This is a genomic window from Bacillus sp. OK048 (assembly GCF_900103525.1).
Classification (GTDB): domain Bacteria; phylum Bacillota; class Bacilli; order Bacillales; family Cytobacillaceae; genus Neobacillus.
In genome coordinates, this window is record NZ_FNHN01000009.1 from 219,687 (window position 1) to 237,760 (window position 18,074).

Below are 18,074 nucleotides of genomic sequence, written 5' to 3' on the forward strand. Positions count from 1 at the left end.
CAATGGGCATTTCAAAAAGGGAATGCCTCTTTATTATTATAAATGGAAATTTATTGATAAAATGAGGATTATCGAGTCTTTAAAGAAGGGCGTGATTGTCTATGTGTTTAGTATTGTTCGCATACAAAGTTCATCCAAAATATAAGCTAATCGTTGCGGCGAATCGAGATGAATTTTACCAAAGGCCGACTGCCCCTGCGCATTTTTGGGAGGATGACTCTAATATCCTGGCTGGACGTGATTTAGAAAAAATGGGTACGTGGATGGGTGTTACCAAGAAGGGACGTTTTGCAGCTTTAACCAATTATCGGGATCCGTCTGAAGTTTCGGAGGGTAAACGTTCTCGAGGGGAACTGGTAGCAAATGCACTTCAGTACAACGGTGATATAAAGGAATACATGCAGAGTTTAGGGAAAAATAATGATTGGTATCCTGGATATAATTTGTTAGCAGGGGATGAAGACAAACTGTACTATTATTCGAACGTTGGAAAAGAGCTGCTAGAGGTAACACCAGGTATTTATGGCGTTAGCAATCATTTATTAAATACTGAATGGCCAAAAGTGCAAATGGGCAAAGCAGGACTAAGCGAAATCCTAAATAAGAATCATGAGAGTGTTGTAGAACCACTGTTCACACTCCTTCAAAAATCAGAACAGGCCGAAGATGCGAGACTACCGAAAACAGGGGTTTCCTTAGATTTGGAAAGAATACTTTCGCCAATGTTTATCAAGAGTGAGAATTATGGAACTAGGAGCTCCACTGTGTTAGTAGAATCAGAATGTGAAATTCATTATGTAGAACGTGTTTTCTCGAATAATGAAGTAAAGGATCAAAACTATACAATAAAATGGGCCTAAAAAACTAATCAAACGTTTGATTAAAGAATTATTGCTAAACTAATCAAACGTTTGATTAAAGAATTTCATTAGGGCCTAGGCAGTACCAGGGTCGCCTTTTTCTCCATCTGTTGTCTTTGCAGGCACCTTATTCTTAGTCCCTTTGCTGACGTAAGGTTTAGCATTTGCTTTTTTAGCACCAACCTGCCAACGATTCCAGCCTTTTTTACCTGTTCCTCTTCCTATTCCACTTTTTGCTTTTGCTTTCGGCATATTATCACTCCATCATGCTTGAAGACAGGGCTGCTGGTTATTCTTCTGTGAAAGGTTATTGAATCTCTTTTCCGAAAAAGCCCAATGCATATTTAATGCCCTCTTCAATTTCATTTGTATCATAACCTTGTAAATCATCGTGGGTAATTTCTAAAGTTGTTCTTGATAATGAATATCCACTGTCTAAATTAATATCTAGCAGGACTTCAAACCCAGTTGCTGTGTTCTTAATTTTAATAATATCATAATCAAGAATAGGTGCTCCCGTTTCGTATTCTAATGGTTCTAACTCTGACATATCCACACCTCCATAGTAACACTAGCTCACATTCGTTCATAGGTTTTGCAAAAATTAAGTAATATAAACATTTAGCTTATTCTTCAAAAAGCCACTTGTGAGGAATTATAATAACTGAATATTTACATAAATATAAAACAAGACTCCAAGATTAACCAATTAAAAGGAGTGATGTGAATGAAGCGGCAAAAACTTTTAGTTAATGGTGAAAGATTAAAGAATGAATTGGAACGGTTCGCAAAATTTGGCAAGACAGAGAACAATGGTGTAACCAGGCTGGCATTATCAGAGGAAGATCGAGTAGCTAGAGATTTCTTTCGTACCTGCTGTGAAGAGTTAGGATTGGCGGTTAAGGTTGATGATATGGGCTGTATGTATGCGACATTAGAGGGTGTTGAGGATAAACCGCCAATCTTGATAGGTTCTCATTTGGATTCTGTTAAAAAAGGCGGCAGGTTTGATGGGGTGCTTGGTGTTTTAGCTGGTTTAGAAGTAGTTCGAACACTTGTTGAAAATAATATAAAACCTAAAATACCCATCACACTTGTTAATTTTACCAATGAAGAAGGGGCTAGATTTGAGCCTTCAATGATGGCATCAGGAGTACTTTCCGGTAAATTTGACAAGAATACAATGTTGAAAAAGAAGGATTCAGCTGGAATAACATTCGAGGAAGCACTTAAATCGATTGGTTATGAAGGGGAGGTAGAGAATCGATTAACAGAGGGAACTGCTTTTTTGGAATTGCATATTGAACAAGGTCCAATCCTTGAAAAAGAAGCTCTTTCAATTGGCGTAGTTGAATGTGTGGTCGGTATGGCGTGTTTCGATATTGAAATAACAGGAGAATCAGATCATGCCGGAACAACCCCGATGAATATGAGAAAAGATGCTCTTTTTGCAGCCAATAACTTAATTAATGAAATTCGCAAGGTACTAGGCTCGCTAGATGAAGAATTAGTATTTACGATAGGCAGGGTAAATGTGTATCCGAGCATTCATACCGTTATTCCGAATAAGGTTGTATTTTCTCTTGAAGCAAGACACAAAGATCCGAATATCGTAAGTACCTTTAAGGAATTCGTTGTAGGACTGCCAGACTTAGGTTTAAATGAGGGCTGTGAGGTTAAAATAACGAAATTATGGGAGCGCGATACCGTTTGGTTTGATACAACTATTGTTACCCAAGTAGAAGAATCGGCACAGTCATTGGGATATACAAATAAAAGAATGGTCTCGGGTGCAGGACACGACGCACAATTTATTGCCAGCCTCGTTCCAACTGCCATGCTGTTTGTTCCAAGTATGAATGGAAAAAGTCATTGCGAAGAAGAACTGACAACATGGGAAGAGTGTGAAAAAGGCGTAAACGTTCTATTAGACACCGTTTTAGCATTGTTATCGAAGTAAAATAGAGGAGAGACACCTAGATTAGGTGTTTCTGACTAGGCTGTCTCGAAAGTCATTAGATGACCATTTTCGTGATTTCTCCAAGAGTTGTGGTCATCATCGATGGTATGATGACCATTTTCATGATTTCTCCAAGAGTTGTGGTCTTCATCGGGGTTATGATGACGATTTTTACGATTTTCCCATGAACTTTGGTCATCATTTATCAATCTTGAGTGAATCATTGTTGCATAGTTCGGATCGACAGGTCTACGGAAACTAGATTTCTCCGTTAATACAGCGAAGATTGACTGAATATCGATAGGTGAAAAGACAGCTCCAAACGGATGAGAACTCATTTATTAGCGCTTAAAAGCTTTGACCCCGTTGAACTCATAATTAGGATATTAATTAAATTGTAAAATGAACGAGAATTTTTTTAGCTTTTATGAGCAACTTAAATAATGAAAAGGGGTGAAGGCAAATGACAGTACAAACGCAAATGCAAACAGCCATTGCTTCAGCACAAAGTGTAGAGGCCAGCTTGGCACAATTTGCTTTAGAAACGGAGAACCAACAGGCACAACAAATGTTTCAACAATTAGCCCAGCAACAAAAAAACATTGTCACACAATTGGAAGGTCGTTATCAGCAGGTCATAAAAGAAGAACCGCAATTTAACCAAGGGCAATAATTGTCGTGTAGTCTAGAACCTTAACCCAGGATAAGCTTTATCTTGGGTTAAAGTTCTATCAAACAAAGAAGGGAATGCATCTTGAAGGTAGTAGCTCAGATTAGGAGTAGCTAACAATAATTCACCTTTTGCAAAAGAAAAAGTAAGTAAGAGAGGAATTTTCAAAAATGGATTTCGAATTTTGGACTGGAGCAAAAGACTTATCTATCTGGGGCTTTTTAATACGCGCGCTCATAGTCTATCTTTATAGTTTTATCGTCATCAAAGTGCTTGGTCAACGCTCGATTGGAACGATTAATCCCTTGGATTTTTTATTCGGGATTATCATCGGAGATGTCATTGGGAATCCCTTATCTTCGGGGGAAGAGCCTTTAGCGGGCCCACTTGCCGCGGCTACTTGTATAGCTGTATTACATTTAGGATTATCTTATATTGCCCTAAAAACTCCATATTTTCGGCGTATTATAGAGGATGAACCGCTCATTCTCGTTAAAAATGGACGAATATTGAAAGAACAATTAAGAAAAACAAAATTAACGGTTGAATCTTTACTAATGGATTTAAGGTTAAGAGGTACATCAGATTTAAATCAAATTGATTATGCTGTTTTGGAATCAAACGGACAAATAAGTGTTATTAGAAAAAGTAACGATGATCCGATAACGCCTAAGGACTTAAATTTACCTCCACTACCTCCAAAAGGCTATCCCAAAGTCCTAATTTTGGATGGGAGAGTGGTGCAAAAAAATTTAGAAAAGGTAGGAACGATGAGCTGGTTGAAGGAGAAAACAGCCGAAATGGGCTTTAATAATACGGATGAAATCTTTTTACTAACTATAGATGAAGGCGGGCAATTTTATTATAGTAAAATGTAAGTTTTCTTTAACCCCAATCTCGTGCAAATTCGATGGAATTATCTCTCTGTCGGAGTACGTTAAATGATGGAAAGGGGTGAGTTTGGATGACTGTGCAAACACAAATGCAAAAAGCGATTGCTTCGGCTCAAAGTGTTGAGGCTAGCTTAATGCAATTTTCTATCGAAACGCAAAACCAACAAACAAAACAGATGTTTCAACAATTAGCTCAGCAACAGAAAAATATTATTACCCTGCTTGAAGGACGCTACCACCAAATTTTACAAGAAGAGCCACAATTTAATCAACGGTAATAATCATCGTAGAGGATATACCTTTAACCCAAGATAAGCTCAATCTTGGGTTTTCCCAAGTTCTGTGACAAGTTAGTAAAGGGCGATTACTTTGTTCTCCAGCCTTCTTTATCGCTGTTTCGATATGAATGAGGAAGTTTACCTGAACGAATCCATCGTTTAATTGTCTCTTCGTGTTTTCCCACAAGTTTTGCTACTTCTTTTACTGTGTATTCTTTCACTGATTTACCTAAATAAACCACTAAATTAATAGTGATGTACCTTTAAAAATATAATGTGCAACATTAAAGACAGGTTATTGATTTTAAGAACTTAATGTTCCATCACTTGTCTTTAATATTACAAAGTAGCTGTTTTTTGTTTTATACTAAAATGGTTTAAAGAATCTAAAGGATGATGCAAGTGGATGAACTGCTAAGTAAATGCTGGCTTATTAAGAACGCTTTTCATATCGATGTACAAGTTTTCGATGAGCACCTGCATACGATTTACCACCTTTCTAATGATAGTGAACCGCTTATTTTGGTGGAAGCTCGAAAAGCAATGTATTCAGACCTTCAAAAAGCATTAGAAAAGGCAAATAAACATAGTTTTTGTTTGCATACAGACAGTTTCCAACTATCTTTTATGGCAGTGGCTATGCACCATAATAATAGATATCATGGAATGGTTTTGGTTGGACCTTTCTTGAATGAGCGGGTCACAGACCATTTTATTTGGAAGGTTTTGAAAGACAATCGTTTAGAAAATAATTGGTTTAACCCGTTGGAGAAGTTTTTTAAATCATTAACTTATTTAGGGCAGTCATATTTAGCAATCAGTGATTTGTTAGTGAATATAGTTGTTAACCCGCGTGTTGACTCCCAACTGATTAGTCTAAATAATAGCAATAAACCATTCGAACCCGTTGTTCAGCCGCAGGATTATACACAGAGTGGTTTGGATGTAAAACTTAGGTACGATGCAGAAAAGAGGTTTTTATATTTTATCGAAACAGGGGATAAAGAAAATGCCATGAAAGCATTCCTCGAATTTGCGGGTGATTTTTCCTATCGAGTTCCAGGTAATCCTTTGCGTGCCAAAAAAAACCTTTCCTTTTCAAGTAACACGATGTCTAGGCAGGCGGCTGCTAGGGGTGGGGTTGAACCTCAATATTTACATGCGATTTCGGAAAAATTTGCTCTTGAAATTGAGGCGGCAGTGGCAATGTCTGAATTAGATAAGTTGGAATTCATTATGATCGAAGAATATTGTGAAGCGGTTCAAAATTTCACTGTAAAAGGGCACAGCCCGGTTGTGAGGAAAGCGTTAATGCATATAAACCTCTATTTTAAGGAATCCATCACAGTGCAATCAATAGCAGAAGAAATTGGTTTTAATCGTAATTACCTTGCGAAAAAGTTTAAAGAAGAAATGAAAATAGGTTTGACTGATTATATTCATAAAAAGAGGATCGATGAAGCCATTTTTCTTCTTGAGCAAGGGCAGTTATCGATTACTGATATTGGAATACAAGTCGGTTTTAGCAGCTATAATTATTTTTGTAAAGTATTTAAGGATGTAAAAGGAAGAACAGCTAGTGAATATAAAAGCAACAAATAATCAAAAAGGGGCACATGAATGTTTCATGGCCTCTTTTTTTGCTGTAAAAAAATATTTAAGGGTAGGACTTATTTTTATATAAAAGTTAGCATTTTTTGGTGTGAAAGCGGATTCGAATTGGTACGATGAATCTATATTAACTACCCGGGACATCCTAAAAGGTGGACCGAATAAGTTTAGGAGGCATTAAATTGGAACGTAAACAGCCGAATTTAGAAGTTAGAGTCAAGAATATTATTGAAGTTGATGGATTGAAATTTAAAGATTTAAATAATAGCGGAAAACTAGAACCTTACAAGGATTGGCGTTTAAGTCCGGAAGAACGCGCAGAAAACCTCGTTTCTTTAATGAACCTTGATGAAAAAGTCGGCATGATGCTCATCAATACGCGTAAAATGGGTCTTTCTCAAGAAGATAAGAGTAAGACAAGTCATGATGGTGTGCTTGATGAAGCCATTGTTGAAAAAGGCGAAAGCATTTTTGCAACTTCAAAGGTCTATGGAACGACCCATACAATTGAAAATAGGCATTTGCGTCACTTCATTCATAGAGACAATTTTAGTCCAGCCGAAATGGCAGAGTGGATTAATACCATGAATGAATTATGTGAAGGAACCCGCCTTGGTATTCCTTGTTTAATCGCATCCAATTCACGAAATGAAAATGGTGAATCCATTTTCGGTATGAACGATGCAGTTGGGATTTTTTCTACATGGCCAGGTACTTTAGGGCTTGCTGCTGCAGCAAAAGGCGATATCAAAAATGGCGGCGATGCCTCATTGATTAGTCAATTTGCTAAAATTGCACGTGATGAATGGGATGCTGTTGGAATCAGAAAAGGCTATATGTATATGGCGGATACGGCAACAGATCCTAGATGGCAGCGGACATATGGTACGTTTGGTGAAGATCCTGAATTTATTTCTGATGCGATTGGCCGCATTATTGACGAATTCCAAGGAAAAGAACTTGGAAAGCATAGCATTGCGATGACAACCAAGCATTTTCCTGGCGGCGGTGCAAGGGAAAATGGATTCGACCCTCACTATGCAGAAGGAAAATGGAATCTATATCCAACTCCAGGTAGCTTAGAAGATTATCACTTACCACCATTTAGAGCAGCAGTCGAACATGGCACTTCTTCGATCATGCCATATTACTCAATTCCTCGTATCAATAAGAGTGCGGTGCAAGAATTCGAGGGTGAGGATATTCCATTTGAAGAAGTTGGATTTACGTTTAATCATTATTTCTTACAACATATCCTTAGAGACAAACTAGGATTCAAAGGCTATGTAAATAGTGATAGTGGAATTGTGAATAATATGGCCTGGGGCCAAGAAACGAAAACCGAGGCTGAGCGTTTTGCAAAAGCGATCAATGCTGGTACAGACCTTGTTGCCGATACAAATGATATTGAAAATCTTAAAAAAGCAATCGAAAGTGGCTGGATTAGTGAAAAGCGTATTAATGAAGCCAATGTACGCTTATTAGAAGAAATGTTTACGTTAGGACTATTCGATGATCGTACGTATGTTTCTCCTGAACAAGCTGCAGAAGTGGTTAATACTCCAGCTAACTGGGAAGCTGCTTATGAAGCTCATAAAAAATCTGTAACAGTTCTTAAAAATCAAAATCAAACATTACCTTTAACAGCTGAAAAGCTTAATGGTAAGAAAGTTTATGTTGAAACTTTCCATAAGGATCAAAAAGTAGCAGATACTTACACAGAACAAGCAAGGAAAGATTGGAAAGAACTTGGAACCATTACATTGACTGAAAATCATGAAGAAGCAGATGTTGCGATTTTGATTTTACAGCCAAAATCCGGCAACTATTTCCATGCGACACCAGGACTATTAGAACTTGAATTGGTCGAGAATAAAACAATAAAAGCTTTAGATGGTTCTGAGTATCAAGATACGACGTTAAGTGGTATGGATCATCTAAAGGAAGTGTGTGACAACATCCATAAACGTGATGGAAAAGTCATTATCAGCGTGAATATCACATTGCCGTGGATTCTTGAAAATGTGGAGCCTTTAGCTGATGCATTGATTGCTGGATACGATACCTTCTTTAAGCCGCAATTTGAGGTCATCACAGGCAAATTCCAACCAGTTGGAGTTTTACCGCTGACATTGCCAGCAAGTGAAGCAGTCATTGCGGTTGATGAAAATGGGGACTGTTTCTCACGAAATGATGTTCCAGGCTATGACAAAGACAAGTATATGCCTGAAGGAACTTCCTATGCTTATAAGGATAGCGATGGTAATGTCTATAAACTTGGTCATGGATTAACATATTAATATAACAGGAAAAAGCGTTAAACCTTGGTTGGTAAGGGTTTAGCGCTTTTTTTTTAAGAGGAGGAACTTTGCGAATGGTTTGACCTGTCATAGATCGGGAATCATCTGATGTAAGGTAAACATAGGCAAGGGTATTTAGTGCATGAAAAATAAATGACTAGGGGCAGCCTAGTCTATTACTTCCTAATTAATGCAACTCGGTATGGAAACAGCGCCGCCTCCATGATTCCTTCTTTTACAGCTGGATCATTTTCCATTAGTTCTCTTGCCTTTTCCTCAGAGTCTACTTCCAGGATAACAATTCCCATTCCAGTTGGATCCATATTTAAGGTTCTGCCAGCTAAAATTAGTTTTCCATCATGCAGCAAGCCTTGTAAAACTTCAAAATGGTGCTGGACAATCGCTTCTTCTCTTTCTGTCCAATTGGCTTCATCTAATAATTCAGGAATCAGGTTAAGTTTGTATAAAAATTGTAATTTATCCATGTGTAAAAACCTCCTATAGTAATTGTTTGTTGATAGGTTAAGGTAATTAATCTATGTATGGGGATCTGTAAATTTGGTTAATTCTAGTTGCTTTAATATCTCTATTTTATTATTCGCATAAATATATTGGAAATCCTCCTTTGTGAAAAACTGGATGCAACAGTGGATGCAAAAGTGAAATTATATGCAGAATCCAATATGAAGGACAAAGCTTAATAAAACTGAGGGGGAAATGTCCTTCATAACGCCGATGAAGGACAAAGCATAATAAAACTGGTGAAGAAATGTCCTTCATAGGGTCGATGAAGGACAAAGCATAATAAAACTGGTGAAGAAATGTCCTTCACAACGCCGATGAAGGACAAAGCTTAATAAAACTAATGAGGATATGTCCTTCACTAAAAAGGAACCCCCCTACAAAATCCCTCTCTCATTCTTGTAAGTCCATTATCCAAACCTGTAAATGAACATATTGTAAAAAAATAGAATAAAGTGTAAAATTACACTAAAGTGCTATTTTTAGGGGGGATTTCAATGGGGTATAAAATGCTTTACGTGTTTTTGTATTTTGGTGTAGTTCCACTTGTTATTTCATTCATCACAATAGCTATTCCAGCAAGTAATTTTTTGATTACTACTATTCTGCCGCTTTTCATTGGCGGCTGTATTGCTGGTGGGATTGCTAGTAGAACCCTGCTCAAATCTGATGATAAAAGGGGGCTTAGTCTACTATTCTTACTTCCGCTCGCTTATACGGCGGTCACTTGGGCAATTTTTATGCTAATTAACGGGGGGTTTTACGGAGCGAATTCATGGTGGATTTATGGTGTTTTACATATAGCGATGGCACCGATCTTTTTTATTACGATGCTGATGGGCGAGGGAAGATTGTTCCTTTGGGCACCTTTAGCATATGAACTAGCGTTTGTGTTTAGTATCATCCTAGCAATCTTACTAAAAAGAGAATGGCTGACTTTTAATAAAAAGCAAGTGTTGACGGTGATGACCGTATTTGTCCTAGCAATGGGTACGGGTTACGCTGTTCAATGGCAACGGAGTAAGACGGTACTGCCATCCTATGGCTTTGAGTATGGAGGAGGCTACTCTTCAACAGATTTATCACCATATGAAGTTATGAATCCAGATAATAAACTACCAACGCTTGAAACGCCTTCTGTTTTTACCATTAAGGACCCTAATGAAATGCCTATCTTAGATGGTGCAGAAGCCGCTTTTCCGGTTTATTCCGCTTTTGCTTATGCTACCTACGAAAATATCAATAAAGTCCAGGAAACACAGGATATTATCAGCTTCACCAATACAATTTATTCCTATGAACGACTTCTATCTGGTGAAGTGGACATCTATTTCGGTGCAGAACCATCGAAGGAGCAGCAGGAAATGGCAACAAGTCAAGGGCAGGAATTGGTTATGACGCCAATTGGAAAGGAGGCATTTGTCTTTTTTGTTAACCCGGATAATAAAGTGGATAGTTTAGACGTCTCCGAAATCCAGAGCATTTATTCTGGAAAAATAAAAAACTGGTCGGAGCTTGGTGGGAAAAACGAAAGAATAATAGCCTTTCAACGCCCGAAAAATTCAGGCAGCCAAACGCTGCTAGAAAAGATCATGGGTGAAGCGCCAATCATGGAGCCTTTAAAGGAAGATGTTCCAGAAGGGATGGGCGGGATTATTGAACAAGTTGCGGACTACCGGAATTACGATAATTCAATCGGATTTTCCTTCCGTTTTTTTGCAACAGGAATGAGGAATAATCCGGATATTAAACTTCTTGCCATCGATGGAATCGAACCATCTCCAGAGAATATTGCCAGCAGAAAATATCCTTTCACCGCTAACCTTTATGCGATATCCTTAAAGAATAACACCAAGCCCTCGGTTGAACCCTTTTTGGAGTGGATGAAAGGGTCACAGGGGCAAGAGATTATTGAAAAAGTTGGATATATTAAAAATTAGTCAGAGGAGGAAAATGAATTGAAGAAGGTAAGATGGGGAATTTTAAGTACCGCAAAAATCGCTCAAAAAGCATTGATTCCTGCATTTGGTCGTGCCCAAAATGCAGTGGTTGCCGGAATTGCATCAAGCAGTGGAAAAGCTGAAGAGGTAGCAGCCCAATTCAATATTGCAAAATCTTATACTAGTTATGAAGAAATGCTCCAAGACCCAGAGATAGATGCCGTCTATATCCCGCTTCCAAACCATTTACATAAAAAGTGGACGATTGAGGCTGCAAACCATGGAAAACATATTCTTTGTGAAAAACCAGCTTCCTTAAATGCAGAAGAAACCAAAGAGATGGTTGAATTTTGTAAAGAGAAAAATGTGAAATTTATGGAAGCGTTCATGTATCAATTTCATCCCCAGCATCAAAGAGTGAGAGAAATCATCAAAAGTGGCGAAATTGGTGAGGTTAAATTTATGCGGGCTAGCTTTTCATTCTTACTTGCCCAACGTGAAGGCAATATAAAAATGGACGCGAATAAGGGTGGAGGAAGCCTTTATGATGTTGGCTGTTATGCCATTCATGCTATTCGGAATATAGTAGGTGCTGAGCCAGTAGAAGTTCAAGTACAAGCCAACATGGATTCGGATTATCAAGTGGATACATCCGCTTTTGGTTATATGCAAATGGATAATGGAGTTCGTGCTCATTTTGATTGCAGCTTTGATATGGGTTTTAGAGCCGAATATGAAGTGATTGGAACAGAGGGTCAAATAAAGGTTCCAAGAGCATTCCGTCCAGATAATCATGGGGGAGAAGGGCTTATCATTGTTCAAAAAGAAGGAGTAACGAGAGAAGAAAGAATAACAGCTGATATCTATAGGTCTGAGGTTGAGCATATTTCGAAAGTCATTTTGGAAGACGGAGAACCGTCTTATACGGGTGAAAATGCGATTCAAAATATGCGTGTGATCGAAGCATGTTACCAATCCGTTAAAACAGGAACAATCATTCAACTAGGTTAGAATCATTTATTTAAAACAGTTTTTGATATAACCGATCATTCATTAATTACAGGAATCACTACCGAAAATGGGATTGCTTATGCCCCATATACAGAAAGTCTTCCAGAGATGTTTAAAAAATGAAATCTTAAAAGCTGTGACATATAGAAAAAGAGGCATATGATTAAACTCATAGCCTCTTTTTATGTGTTCTTTAAAATACTGACGAACAAAAGCTTGTTCTTCTTCGATTACCTCTTAATAAACTTCAATAAATAAATCCTTTTTTGTAGGATAGTGATTGTTTACGAATTCCTGCATCTTCAGCGATTTGAGCTATTTTAGTTCCTTCATATCCAAACTGGTTAAAATGTTTTTTGCACATTTTTCCTCCATTAATGAAAGTCTAAACTTTATCACTATACAAAATAGTATTAATAGCCTATCAAAAAAATAGGTAATTTGTCACGATTTGACAGTTCTGGCAAAACATGACTATAATTTAATTAATTCTGAAAATTTTAAAAAGTAGAAACTCGATATTAATAGGTTTTTGTAATCAGGAGGTTAAGCATGATTGTATTTAATCAGGTAAATAAGTTTTATGGAGATTTTCAAGTCTTAAAAGATATTAATCTCACTATCAATCAAGGTGAAGTAGTTGTGGTAATAGGTCCATCCGGTTCAGGGAAAAGTACTCTGCTGCGCTGTATCAATCACCTGGAAACAATCACTGACGGAACACTTACCGTAAATGGGATATCTGTTGGGGATAAAAAAACAGATATCAATAAGCTAAGACGCAATATTGGAATGGTTTTTCAACATTTTTATTTATATCCCCATAAAACCGTGCTTGAAAATATTACTCTGGCTCCTATGAAAGCATTGGGCCAATCCGAAAAAGAGGCTAAGGAAACAGCCCGGCATTATCTAGAAAAAGTAGGGATATTGGATAAGGCAGAATCTTATCCTTCACAGCTATCCGGAGGCCAGCAGCAGCGTGTAGCAATTGCCCGAGGTCTTGCAATGAAACCAGAAATTATGCTTTTCGATGAACCCACCTCTGCACTTGATCCCGAAATGATCGGGGAGGTTCTGGATGTAATGAAAACCCTAGCCAGGGAAGGCATGACAATGGTCGTAGTAACCCATGAAATGGGCTTTGCTAGAGAGGTGGCCGACCGAATCGTATTTATTGATGCAGGAAGAATTTTAGAAGATGCAGTTCCGGCTGAATTTTATGAGAATCCTCGTGAAGAACGAGCTCGCTTATTTCTCAGCCGTATATTAAATCATTAATAGGGGGTAAATGGAATGTTCAAAACAAAAAAATTCGTAAAAATGGCGCTAGTATCTGCAATGGCTGCCATATTTCTTGCCGGTTGCGGCGGGGACAAGACGTCTACTGGTAGTAGCAAGGATGTGCTAGCCCAGATCAAGGAAGACAAAAAAGTTGTATTTGGCGTAAAACATGACACGCGTTTGTTTGGATTGAAAAATCCATCAACAGGAGAAGTGGAAGGGTTCGATATCGATCTTTCCAAAGCGTTGGCAGAAGAAATGTTTGGCAAGGATGTTAAGCCTGAATTCGTTGAGGTTACTTCGAAAACGAGGGTAGGTCTCTTAAATAATGGTAAGGTTGATGCGGTTGTCGCGACGATGACGATCACGGAAGAACGCAAAAAGGAAGTTGATTTTACTGATGTTTATTTTGATGCAGGGCAATCATTGCTTGTGAAAAAAGGCAGTAAGATTCAGAGCATTGATGACTTAAAAAAAGACACAAAGGTACTTGCTGTTAAAGGCTCGACATCTTCAATCAATATTCGTGAGAAAGCTCCTGAAACAACAGTACTTGAATTCGAAAACTATGCTGAAGCCTTTACAGCACTAAAGGCAGGTAAGGGTGATGCCCTGACTACAGATGATTCGATCCTTTATGGTATGGCAGAAGAAGATCCTTCATTTGAATTGGTCGGAGGAACGTTTACTGAAGAGCCATACGGGATAGCTGTAAAAAAAGGTAATGCAGAGCTTGTTGATGAGTTGAATAAAGCATTAAAAAGCCTGAAGGATTCAGGAAAGTACGATGAGATCAAGGATAAATGGATTAAAAATTAATAATTAATAACAGGTTTCTCATCAGGATGGGCTGTAATCCGTATGCAATCTTTTCGGATATGCTCATCCTGATTATTTAGGAGGGGATCGTTTGCTGGATTTCTCGATACTAACGACTAATATGGATTCCTTTTTAGAAGGATTAAAAATAACCATCATTGCTAGTTTAATAGCTTTATTAGGCAGTTTTATTTTGGGGACACTTCTTGCTGTTATGAGAATTGCCCCGTTTAAACCACTTAACTGGTTGGGAACGGCATATGTTGAATTTATTCGTAATATACCTGTACTCGTTATCGTGTTTTTCGCTTATTTGGCTGGTAACTTTGGCGGGATGACTGCAGGAACAATCGGGTTGACCATCTATACAGCCGCTTTCATCGCCGAAGCGATCCGTGCCGGAATTATGTCTGTACCAAGAGGACAAATGGAAGCTGCCCGCTCGACAGGATTAACTTACGGCCAGGCAATGAGAATGGTTATACTCCCTCAGGCTATTAAGATCGTCATCCCTCCCCTTGGTAACCAATTTATCAATTTAGTTAAAAATTCATCCTTGTTAGCAGTCGTGGCAGGAGGGGATTTAATGTATCAGGGGGATTTAATATCTGCAAAAACATACCTAACCTTTGATACCTATGTTTTCGTGGCCTTATTTTATTTAATTTTAACTATACCTTTAAGTCTTGGCGTAGGATATTTAGAAAAACGCTTGGCAAGAAGTAATTAAGGAGGTGCGCGCAAGATGGATTTTCTAGCACCGTTCATTGAAGTATATACACCTGAACATTTCAAATTTTTACTGGAAGGGTTTGGAGTAACTCTAAAGGTTGCTGCCATTTCAATCGTGCTCAGCTTCATTATTGGAGGTCTTATTGGAACTCTCAGATATGCGCGGATTCCCGTTGTTTCTCAATTACTAACCGTGATTGTCGAGACGATTCGTAACCTTCCTTTGCTGCTAATCATTTTCTTCACCTATTTTGCTTTGCCTGAAATTGGGATAGAAATGGAAATCACGACTGCGGCTATTGCGGCACTGACGGTTTTTGAATCAGCGATGCTGTCAGAAATCATCAGAAGCGGCTTAAATTCGATTGAAAAAGGACAGATTGAAGCAGGACGTGCGTCTGGCCTGAACTACATCCAGACATTACGCTATATCATCATGCCACAAGCACTGAGAAGGATGGTTCCACCTATTGTCAGTCAATTTATTTCTCTGCTTAAAGATACATCATTAGCTGTCGTCATCGCGTTGCCGGATTTATTGCACAACGGACAAATTATTTACGCACAGAAGGGTTCGTATGTGATACCTGTTTTTGTAATTGTAGCGTTGTTGTACTTTATCGTTAATTATGCTTTGTCACTAGTTGCGCGAAGGTTAGAATTAAAACAAGCATAAGAAATCTGGCTCATTAATTGGGCCAGATTTTTTTACTTCCAATTAGGTTGCTTCATTTCTTTCCTTTTTGTTATTAAAAAGTTCATAGTTTAACATAAAAAACAGAAATAGGTTACTAATAAACTTACTGCATAACCGAGAGTCGATGGGAATAAAAGCAGGCGGTGTACCGATAAGTGAAGAAGAGAGCAAATATGATGATGATAATAACTGAATGACAAGAACGCACGCAAAGAATCGCAAATTAGGAAAAGAAATAATGGCTCCCTCGCTATATGATTAAGGTGAGGGGGAAGTAAGATGAATCTATTAAAGAAAAAGGATCCATATCAGGTTTATATTTATACCTGTTTTTTATCTCAATTGTTTTTCACCTTTATTTTTACCGTAAATTTGTTATATCAAGTGGAGATGGTTCAATTAAATCCACTACAGCTAATTTTAGTGGGGACTGTTTTGGAGGCAACAGTTTTCATCTTTGAAATTCCGACTGGAATCCTGTCTGATCTTAAAAGTAGAAAGCTTTCTGTTGTCATTGGCTTTTTCTTAATTGGAATTGGTTTTATTATTGAGGGCATGTTTCCGTTTTTTACGGCTGTGGTTCTATCTCAAATTATCTGGGGAATTGGATATACTTTTACAAGTGGTTCCCATCAAGCTTGGATTGCTGATGAGATTGGGGAAGAACGCGCCTCCACAGCATTTGTCAAAGGTGCCAAGGCAGGTAATCTCGGTAACGTCCTTGCCATTCCTTTAAGTATGTTGGCAGGATATTTTATACTTAATCTGCCGATCGTTTTAGGCGGTATTGGGTTGGTAGTGCTATCCATCCTTTTAGTTTTCTTTATGAAAGAAGAGAAGTTTAAACCTGCTGAAAAGGTGGAGAGAATATCGGTTTGGAAGAATATCAAGGAAAATATGAGTCAAATTCTTTACTATTCTAAAGTGAATTATCTAATGAGAATCCTATTTTTCATTGCGTTGTTTTTTGGCTTTTATAGTGAAGGCTTTGACCGATTGTGGATTCCCCACATTATTGAGCAATCAGGTCTAGCGAAACTATCAGACAGTCAGTTAGTTTTGCTGATGGGCGGGGTTCAATTCATTGTCGTCCTTCTAACGTTTGCCGCACTTCATTTTATTGATAATAGTTCCATCCACCAGCACCTTAACCATATTTACGTGGCCCTTTTTATAGGGAGCATTCTAATTATCGGTTCATTAATTGGTTTTGCTTTTACCACATTCGCTGTTGGTTTGTTTGCTTTCTATATCATCATTCAAATTTCAAGAAGTATTATGTATCCATTGGAGACGGTTTGGCTGAATAAAATCATCCCGGACTCTTCTACACGTGCTACCTTTTTTTCAGTCAAAGGTCAGGTTGATGCAATTGGACAAATTGGCGGCGGTCCAGTGATCGGTGTGATTGCTTCAAACTTTACGATAAAAATAGCGATTCTGGTAAGTGCGATTATTTTAATGCCCGTTTTATTCTTATATAACCACATCATGAAAAAAGCTAGAGGGTGACTCATCCTCTTTCTTTTATGGGAATGTGAATCTCCATATAGATTTTATTGTAATCCCAGTAGTGGCAATGCTCATCATAGTATTCGAAGTCAAAGCTTTCTTCATCCACTTCATAAGAGGATTGTGGAAACCAGTCCTCCAAAATATAGTCCCAAGTCCCTTTAATCGCTGAAACAAAATTTTCAACTGGCACCAAGGGAGTTCTGAAAACGGCATAGGTGGCGGTCGGAATTTCTAACTGAGTCAATCCTTCTGGTAGCAGGGTACCTTCATCAAGTTCTACGGCAAATAGATAGACAAAATTATCCTCCATTTTTGAAGAACTTAGATTGATACAATATTCCCCATGTTTTCTTGGAGATAATGTTTGATAAAGCAATCTTTCAACTGAACCATCAGTTAACCCTTCCTGTTCCCAATAAGCGGGTGCGTCCCTTGTATAAGCGACATTTTTCATATTAATTTCAAAGGTTTTTCCTGCAACAGTGAATGCCTTCCGTCTAACAATCATGGGCTGCATTACGATTCCGCCAGTGTTCTTTTGATGAATACGAAACAAATCTAATTTTTGCGGTAGTGATTTGGGGCAATGAATCTTATATAAACTAGGAGGACTCCCAAAGCATCTTTTAAAAGCTTTTGTAAAACCGGCATGAGTTTCAAATCCGTAATCCAACGCAATTTGAATTATTTTTTTTCCGTTAACTAACTCGTACAATGCATACTGGAGCTTTCTTTTTACTACATAGTCCATCAAGGTATATCCTGTATGCTTCTGAAAAACCCGATAAAAATGGTAAGGGGAATACCCGGACATTTTCGCTAATTTTTCAGGATCGATTTCATCCTTAATATGTTTTTCTATATAATCAACCACTTGTTGGAGCAGATGTAACTGTTGGATACCTATCACCTCGAAAAAATAACATAATCTACTAGTATTATAATTTATTTTTGAACTTGTGCATCACTATTCTTTCTGTTG

The 18,074-nt window shown here is 38.0% G+C and carries 19 protein-coding genes and 1 pseudogene; 14 read left to right on the forward strand and 6 right to left on the reverse strand.

Annotated features, from left to right (window positions below; genetic code table 11):
* Positions 1-101: 101 nt before the first annotated feature.
* The gene (locus tag BLR86_RS17585; protein WP_090764288.1) at positions 102-860 is read left to right on the forward strand and encodes an NRDE family protein; all 759 of its coding nucleotides are present in this window, start codon (positions 102-104) and stop codon (positions 858-860) included.
* 75 nt (positions 861-935) lie between these two features.
* On the opposite strand, the gene BLR86_RS17590 is transcribed toward BLR86_RS17585, so the two are convergent.
* Together BLR86_RS17590 and BLR86_RS17595 are read right to left on the reverse strand one after the other, a co-directional pair.
* The gene (locus BLR86_RS17590) at positions 936-1,112 is read right to left on the reverse strand and encodes a DUF3934 domain-containing protein (protein ID WP_090764291.1); all 177 of its coding nucleotides are present in this window, start codon (positions 1,110-1,112) and stop codon (positions 936-938) included.
* Between the two features lie 55 nt (positions 1,113-1,167).
* A complete protein-coding gene (locus BLR86_RS17595) occupies positions 1,168-1,410 on the reverse strand; it encodes a hypothetical protein (protein WP_090764296.1) in 243 nt (80 codons plus the stop codon).
* A gap of 177 nt (positions 1,411-1,587) precedes the next feature.
* On the opposite strand from BLR86_RS17595, the gene BLR86_RS17600 reads away from it, so the two are divergent.
* A complete protein-coding gene (locus BLR86_RS17600; RefSeq protein ID WP_090764299.1) occupies positions 1,588-2,820 on the forward strand; it encodes a Zn-dependent hydrolase in 1,233 nt (410 codons plus the stop codon).
* Between the two features lie 35 nt (positions 2,821-2,855).
* Here the strand turns inward: BLR86_RS17600 and BLR86_RS25725 are convergent, their stop codons facing one another.
* A complete protein-coding gene (locus tag BLR86_RS25725) occupies positions 2,856-3,158 on the reverse strand; it encodes a hypothetical protein (RefSeq protein WP_139185640.1) in 303 nt (100 codons plus the stop codon).
* A gap of 125 nt (positions 3,159-3,283) precedes the next feature.
* Here BLR86_RS25725 and BLR86_RS17605 point away from each other — a divergent pair, with 125 nt between their 5' ends.
* The 3 genes from BLR86_RS17605 to BLR86_RS17615 all read left to right on the forward strand — a co-directional run bounded on the left by BLR86_RS17605 (position 3,284) and on the right by BLR86_RS17615 (position 4,661).
* On the forward strand, positions 3,284-3,493 hold the full coding sequence (locus BLR86_RS17605; RefSeq protein ID WP_090764302.1) for a DUF1657 domain-containing protein: 210 nt from the start codon (positions 3,284-3,286) through the stop codon (positions 3,491-3,493).
* Between the two features lie 167 nt (positions 3,494-3,660).
* Positions 3,661-4,368, forward strand: coding sequence for a DUF421 domain-containing protein (locus BLR86_RS17610; protein WP_090764305.1), 708 nt, complete (start codon positions 3,661-3,663; stop codon positions 4,366-4,368).
* A gap of 86 nt (positions 4,369-4,454) precedes the next feature.
* Positions 4,455-4,661 carry a DUF1657 domain-containing protein gene (locus BLR86_RS17615; protein ID WP_090764308.1) on the forward strand — a complete coding sequence of 69 codons (207 nt, stop codon included), beginning with the start codon at positions 4,455-4,457 and terminating at the stop codon, positions 4,659-4,661.
* Positions 4,662-4,756: 95 nt separating this feature from the next.
* Here the strand turns inward: BLR86_RS17615 and BLR86_RS17620 are convergent.
* A pseudogene (locus tag BLR86_RS17620) lies at positions 4,757-4,882 on the reverse strand (helix-turn-helix domain-containing protein); the annotation flags it as partial.
* A 172-nt stretch (positions 4,883-5,054) separates the two neighbouring features.
* On the opposite strand from BLR86_RS17620, the gene BLR86_RS17625 reads away from it, so the two are divergent.
* Positions 5,055-6,263, forward strand: coding sequence for a helix-turn-helix transcriptional regulator (locus BLR86_RS17625; RefSeq protein ID WP_090764311.1), 1,209 nt, complete (start codon positions 5,055-5,057; stop codon positions 6,261-6,263).
* A gap of 191 nt (positions 6,264-6,454) precedes the next feature.
* Entirely contained in the window at positions 6,455-8,572 is a 2,118-nt protein-coding gene (locus BLR86_RS17630; RefSeq protein WP_254782364.1) for a glycoside hydrolase family 3 protein, read from the forward strand.
* A gap of 176 nt (positions 8,573-8,748) precedes the next feature.
* Here the strand turns inward: BLR86_RS17630 and BLR86_RS17635 are convergent, their stop codons facing one another.
* On the reverse strand, positions 8,749-9,057 hold the full coding sequence (locus tag BLR86_RS17635; protein WP_090764314.1) for a YciI family protein: 309 nt from the start codon (positions 9,055-9,057) through the stop codon (positions 8,749-8,751).
* A 534-nt stretch (positions 9,058-9,591) separates the two neighbouring features.
* Here BLR86_RS17635 and BLR86_RS17640 point away from each other — a divergent pair.
* The 7 genes from BLR86_RS17640 (at position 9,592) to BLR86_RS17675 (ending at position 17,089) form a co-directional block, all read left to right on the forward strand.
* Positions 9,592-11,034, forward strand: coding sequence for a PstS family phosphate ABC transporter substrate-binding protein (locus BLR86_RS17640; protein ID WP_090764317.1), 1,443 nt, complete (start codon positions 9,592-9,594; stop codon positions 11,032-11,034).
* Between the two features lie 18 nt (positions 11,035-11,052).
* Positions 11,053-12,045, forward strand: coding sequence for a Gfo/Idh/MocA family protein (locus tag BLR86_RS17645; protein ID WP_090764319.1), 993 nt, complete (start codon positions 11,053-11,055; stop codon positions 12,043-12,045).
* 552 nt (positions 12,046-12,597) lie between these two features.
* Positions 12,598-13,326 (forward strand): amino acid ABC transporter ATP-binding protein, encoded by a 729-nt coding sequence (locus tag BLR86_RS17655; RefSeq protein ID WP_090764322.1) that lies wholly within the window; start codon positions 12,598-12,600, stop codon positions 13,324-13,326.
* 15 nt (positions 13,327-13,341) lie between these two features.
* Positions 13,342-14,148, forward strand: coding sequence for a transporter substrate-binding domain-containing protein (locus tag BLR86_RS17660; RefSeq protein ID WP_090764325.1), 807 nt, complete (start codon positions 13,342-13,344; stop codon positions 14,146-14,148).
* 91 nt (positions 14,149-14,239) lie between these two features.
* Complete coding sequence (locus BLR86_RS17665; RefSeq protein WP_090764328.1) at positions 14,240-14,878, forward strand: amino acid ABC transporter permease; 639 nt, start codon at positions 14,240-14,242, stop codon at positions 14,876-14,878.
* Positions 14,879-14,893: 15 nt separating this feature from the next.
* Positions 14,894-15,556, forward strand: coding sequence for an amino acid ABC transporter permease (locus BLR86_RS17670; RefSeq protein WP_090764330.1), 663 nt, complete (start codon positions 14,894-14,896; stop codon positions 15,554-15,556).
* Positions 15,557-15,856: 300 nt separating this feature from the next.
* Positions 15,857-17,089: an MFS transporter gene (locus BLR86_RS17675; RefSeq protein WP_090764333.1), complete on the forward strand. Its 1,233-nt coding sequence runs from the start codon at positions 15,857-15,859 to the stop codon at positions 17,087-17,089.
* Between the two features lies 1 nt (position 17,090).
* On the opposite strand, the gene BLR86_RS17680 is transcribed toward BLR86_RS17675, so the two are convergent.
* Positions 17,091-18,002 carry an AraC family transcriptional regulator gene (locus BLR86_RS17680; RefSeq protein WP_254782365.1) on the reverse strand — a complete coding sequence of 304 codons (912 nt, stop codon included), beginning with the start codon at positions 18,000-18,002 and terminating at the stop codon, positions 17,091-17,093.
* Positions 18,003-18,074 lie beyond the last annotated feature (72 nt).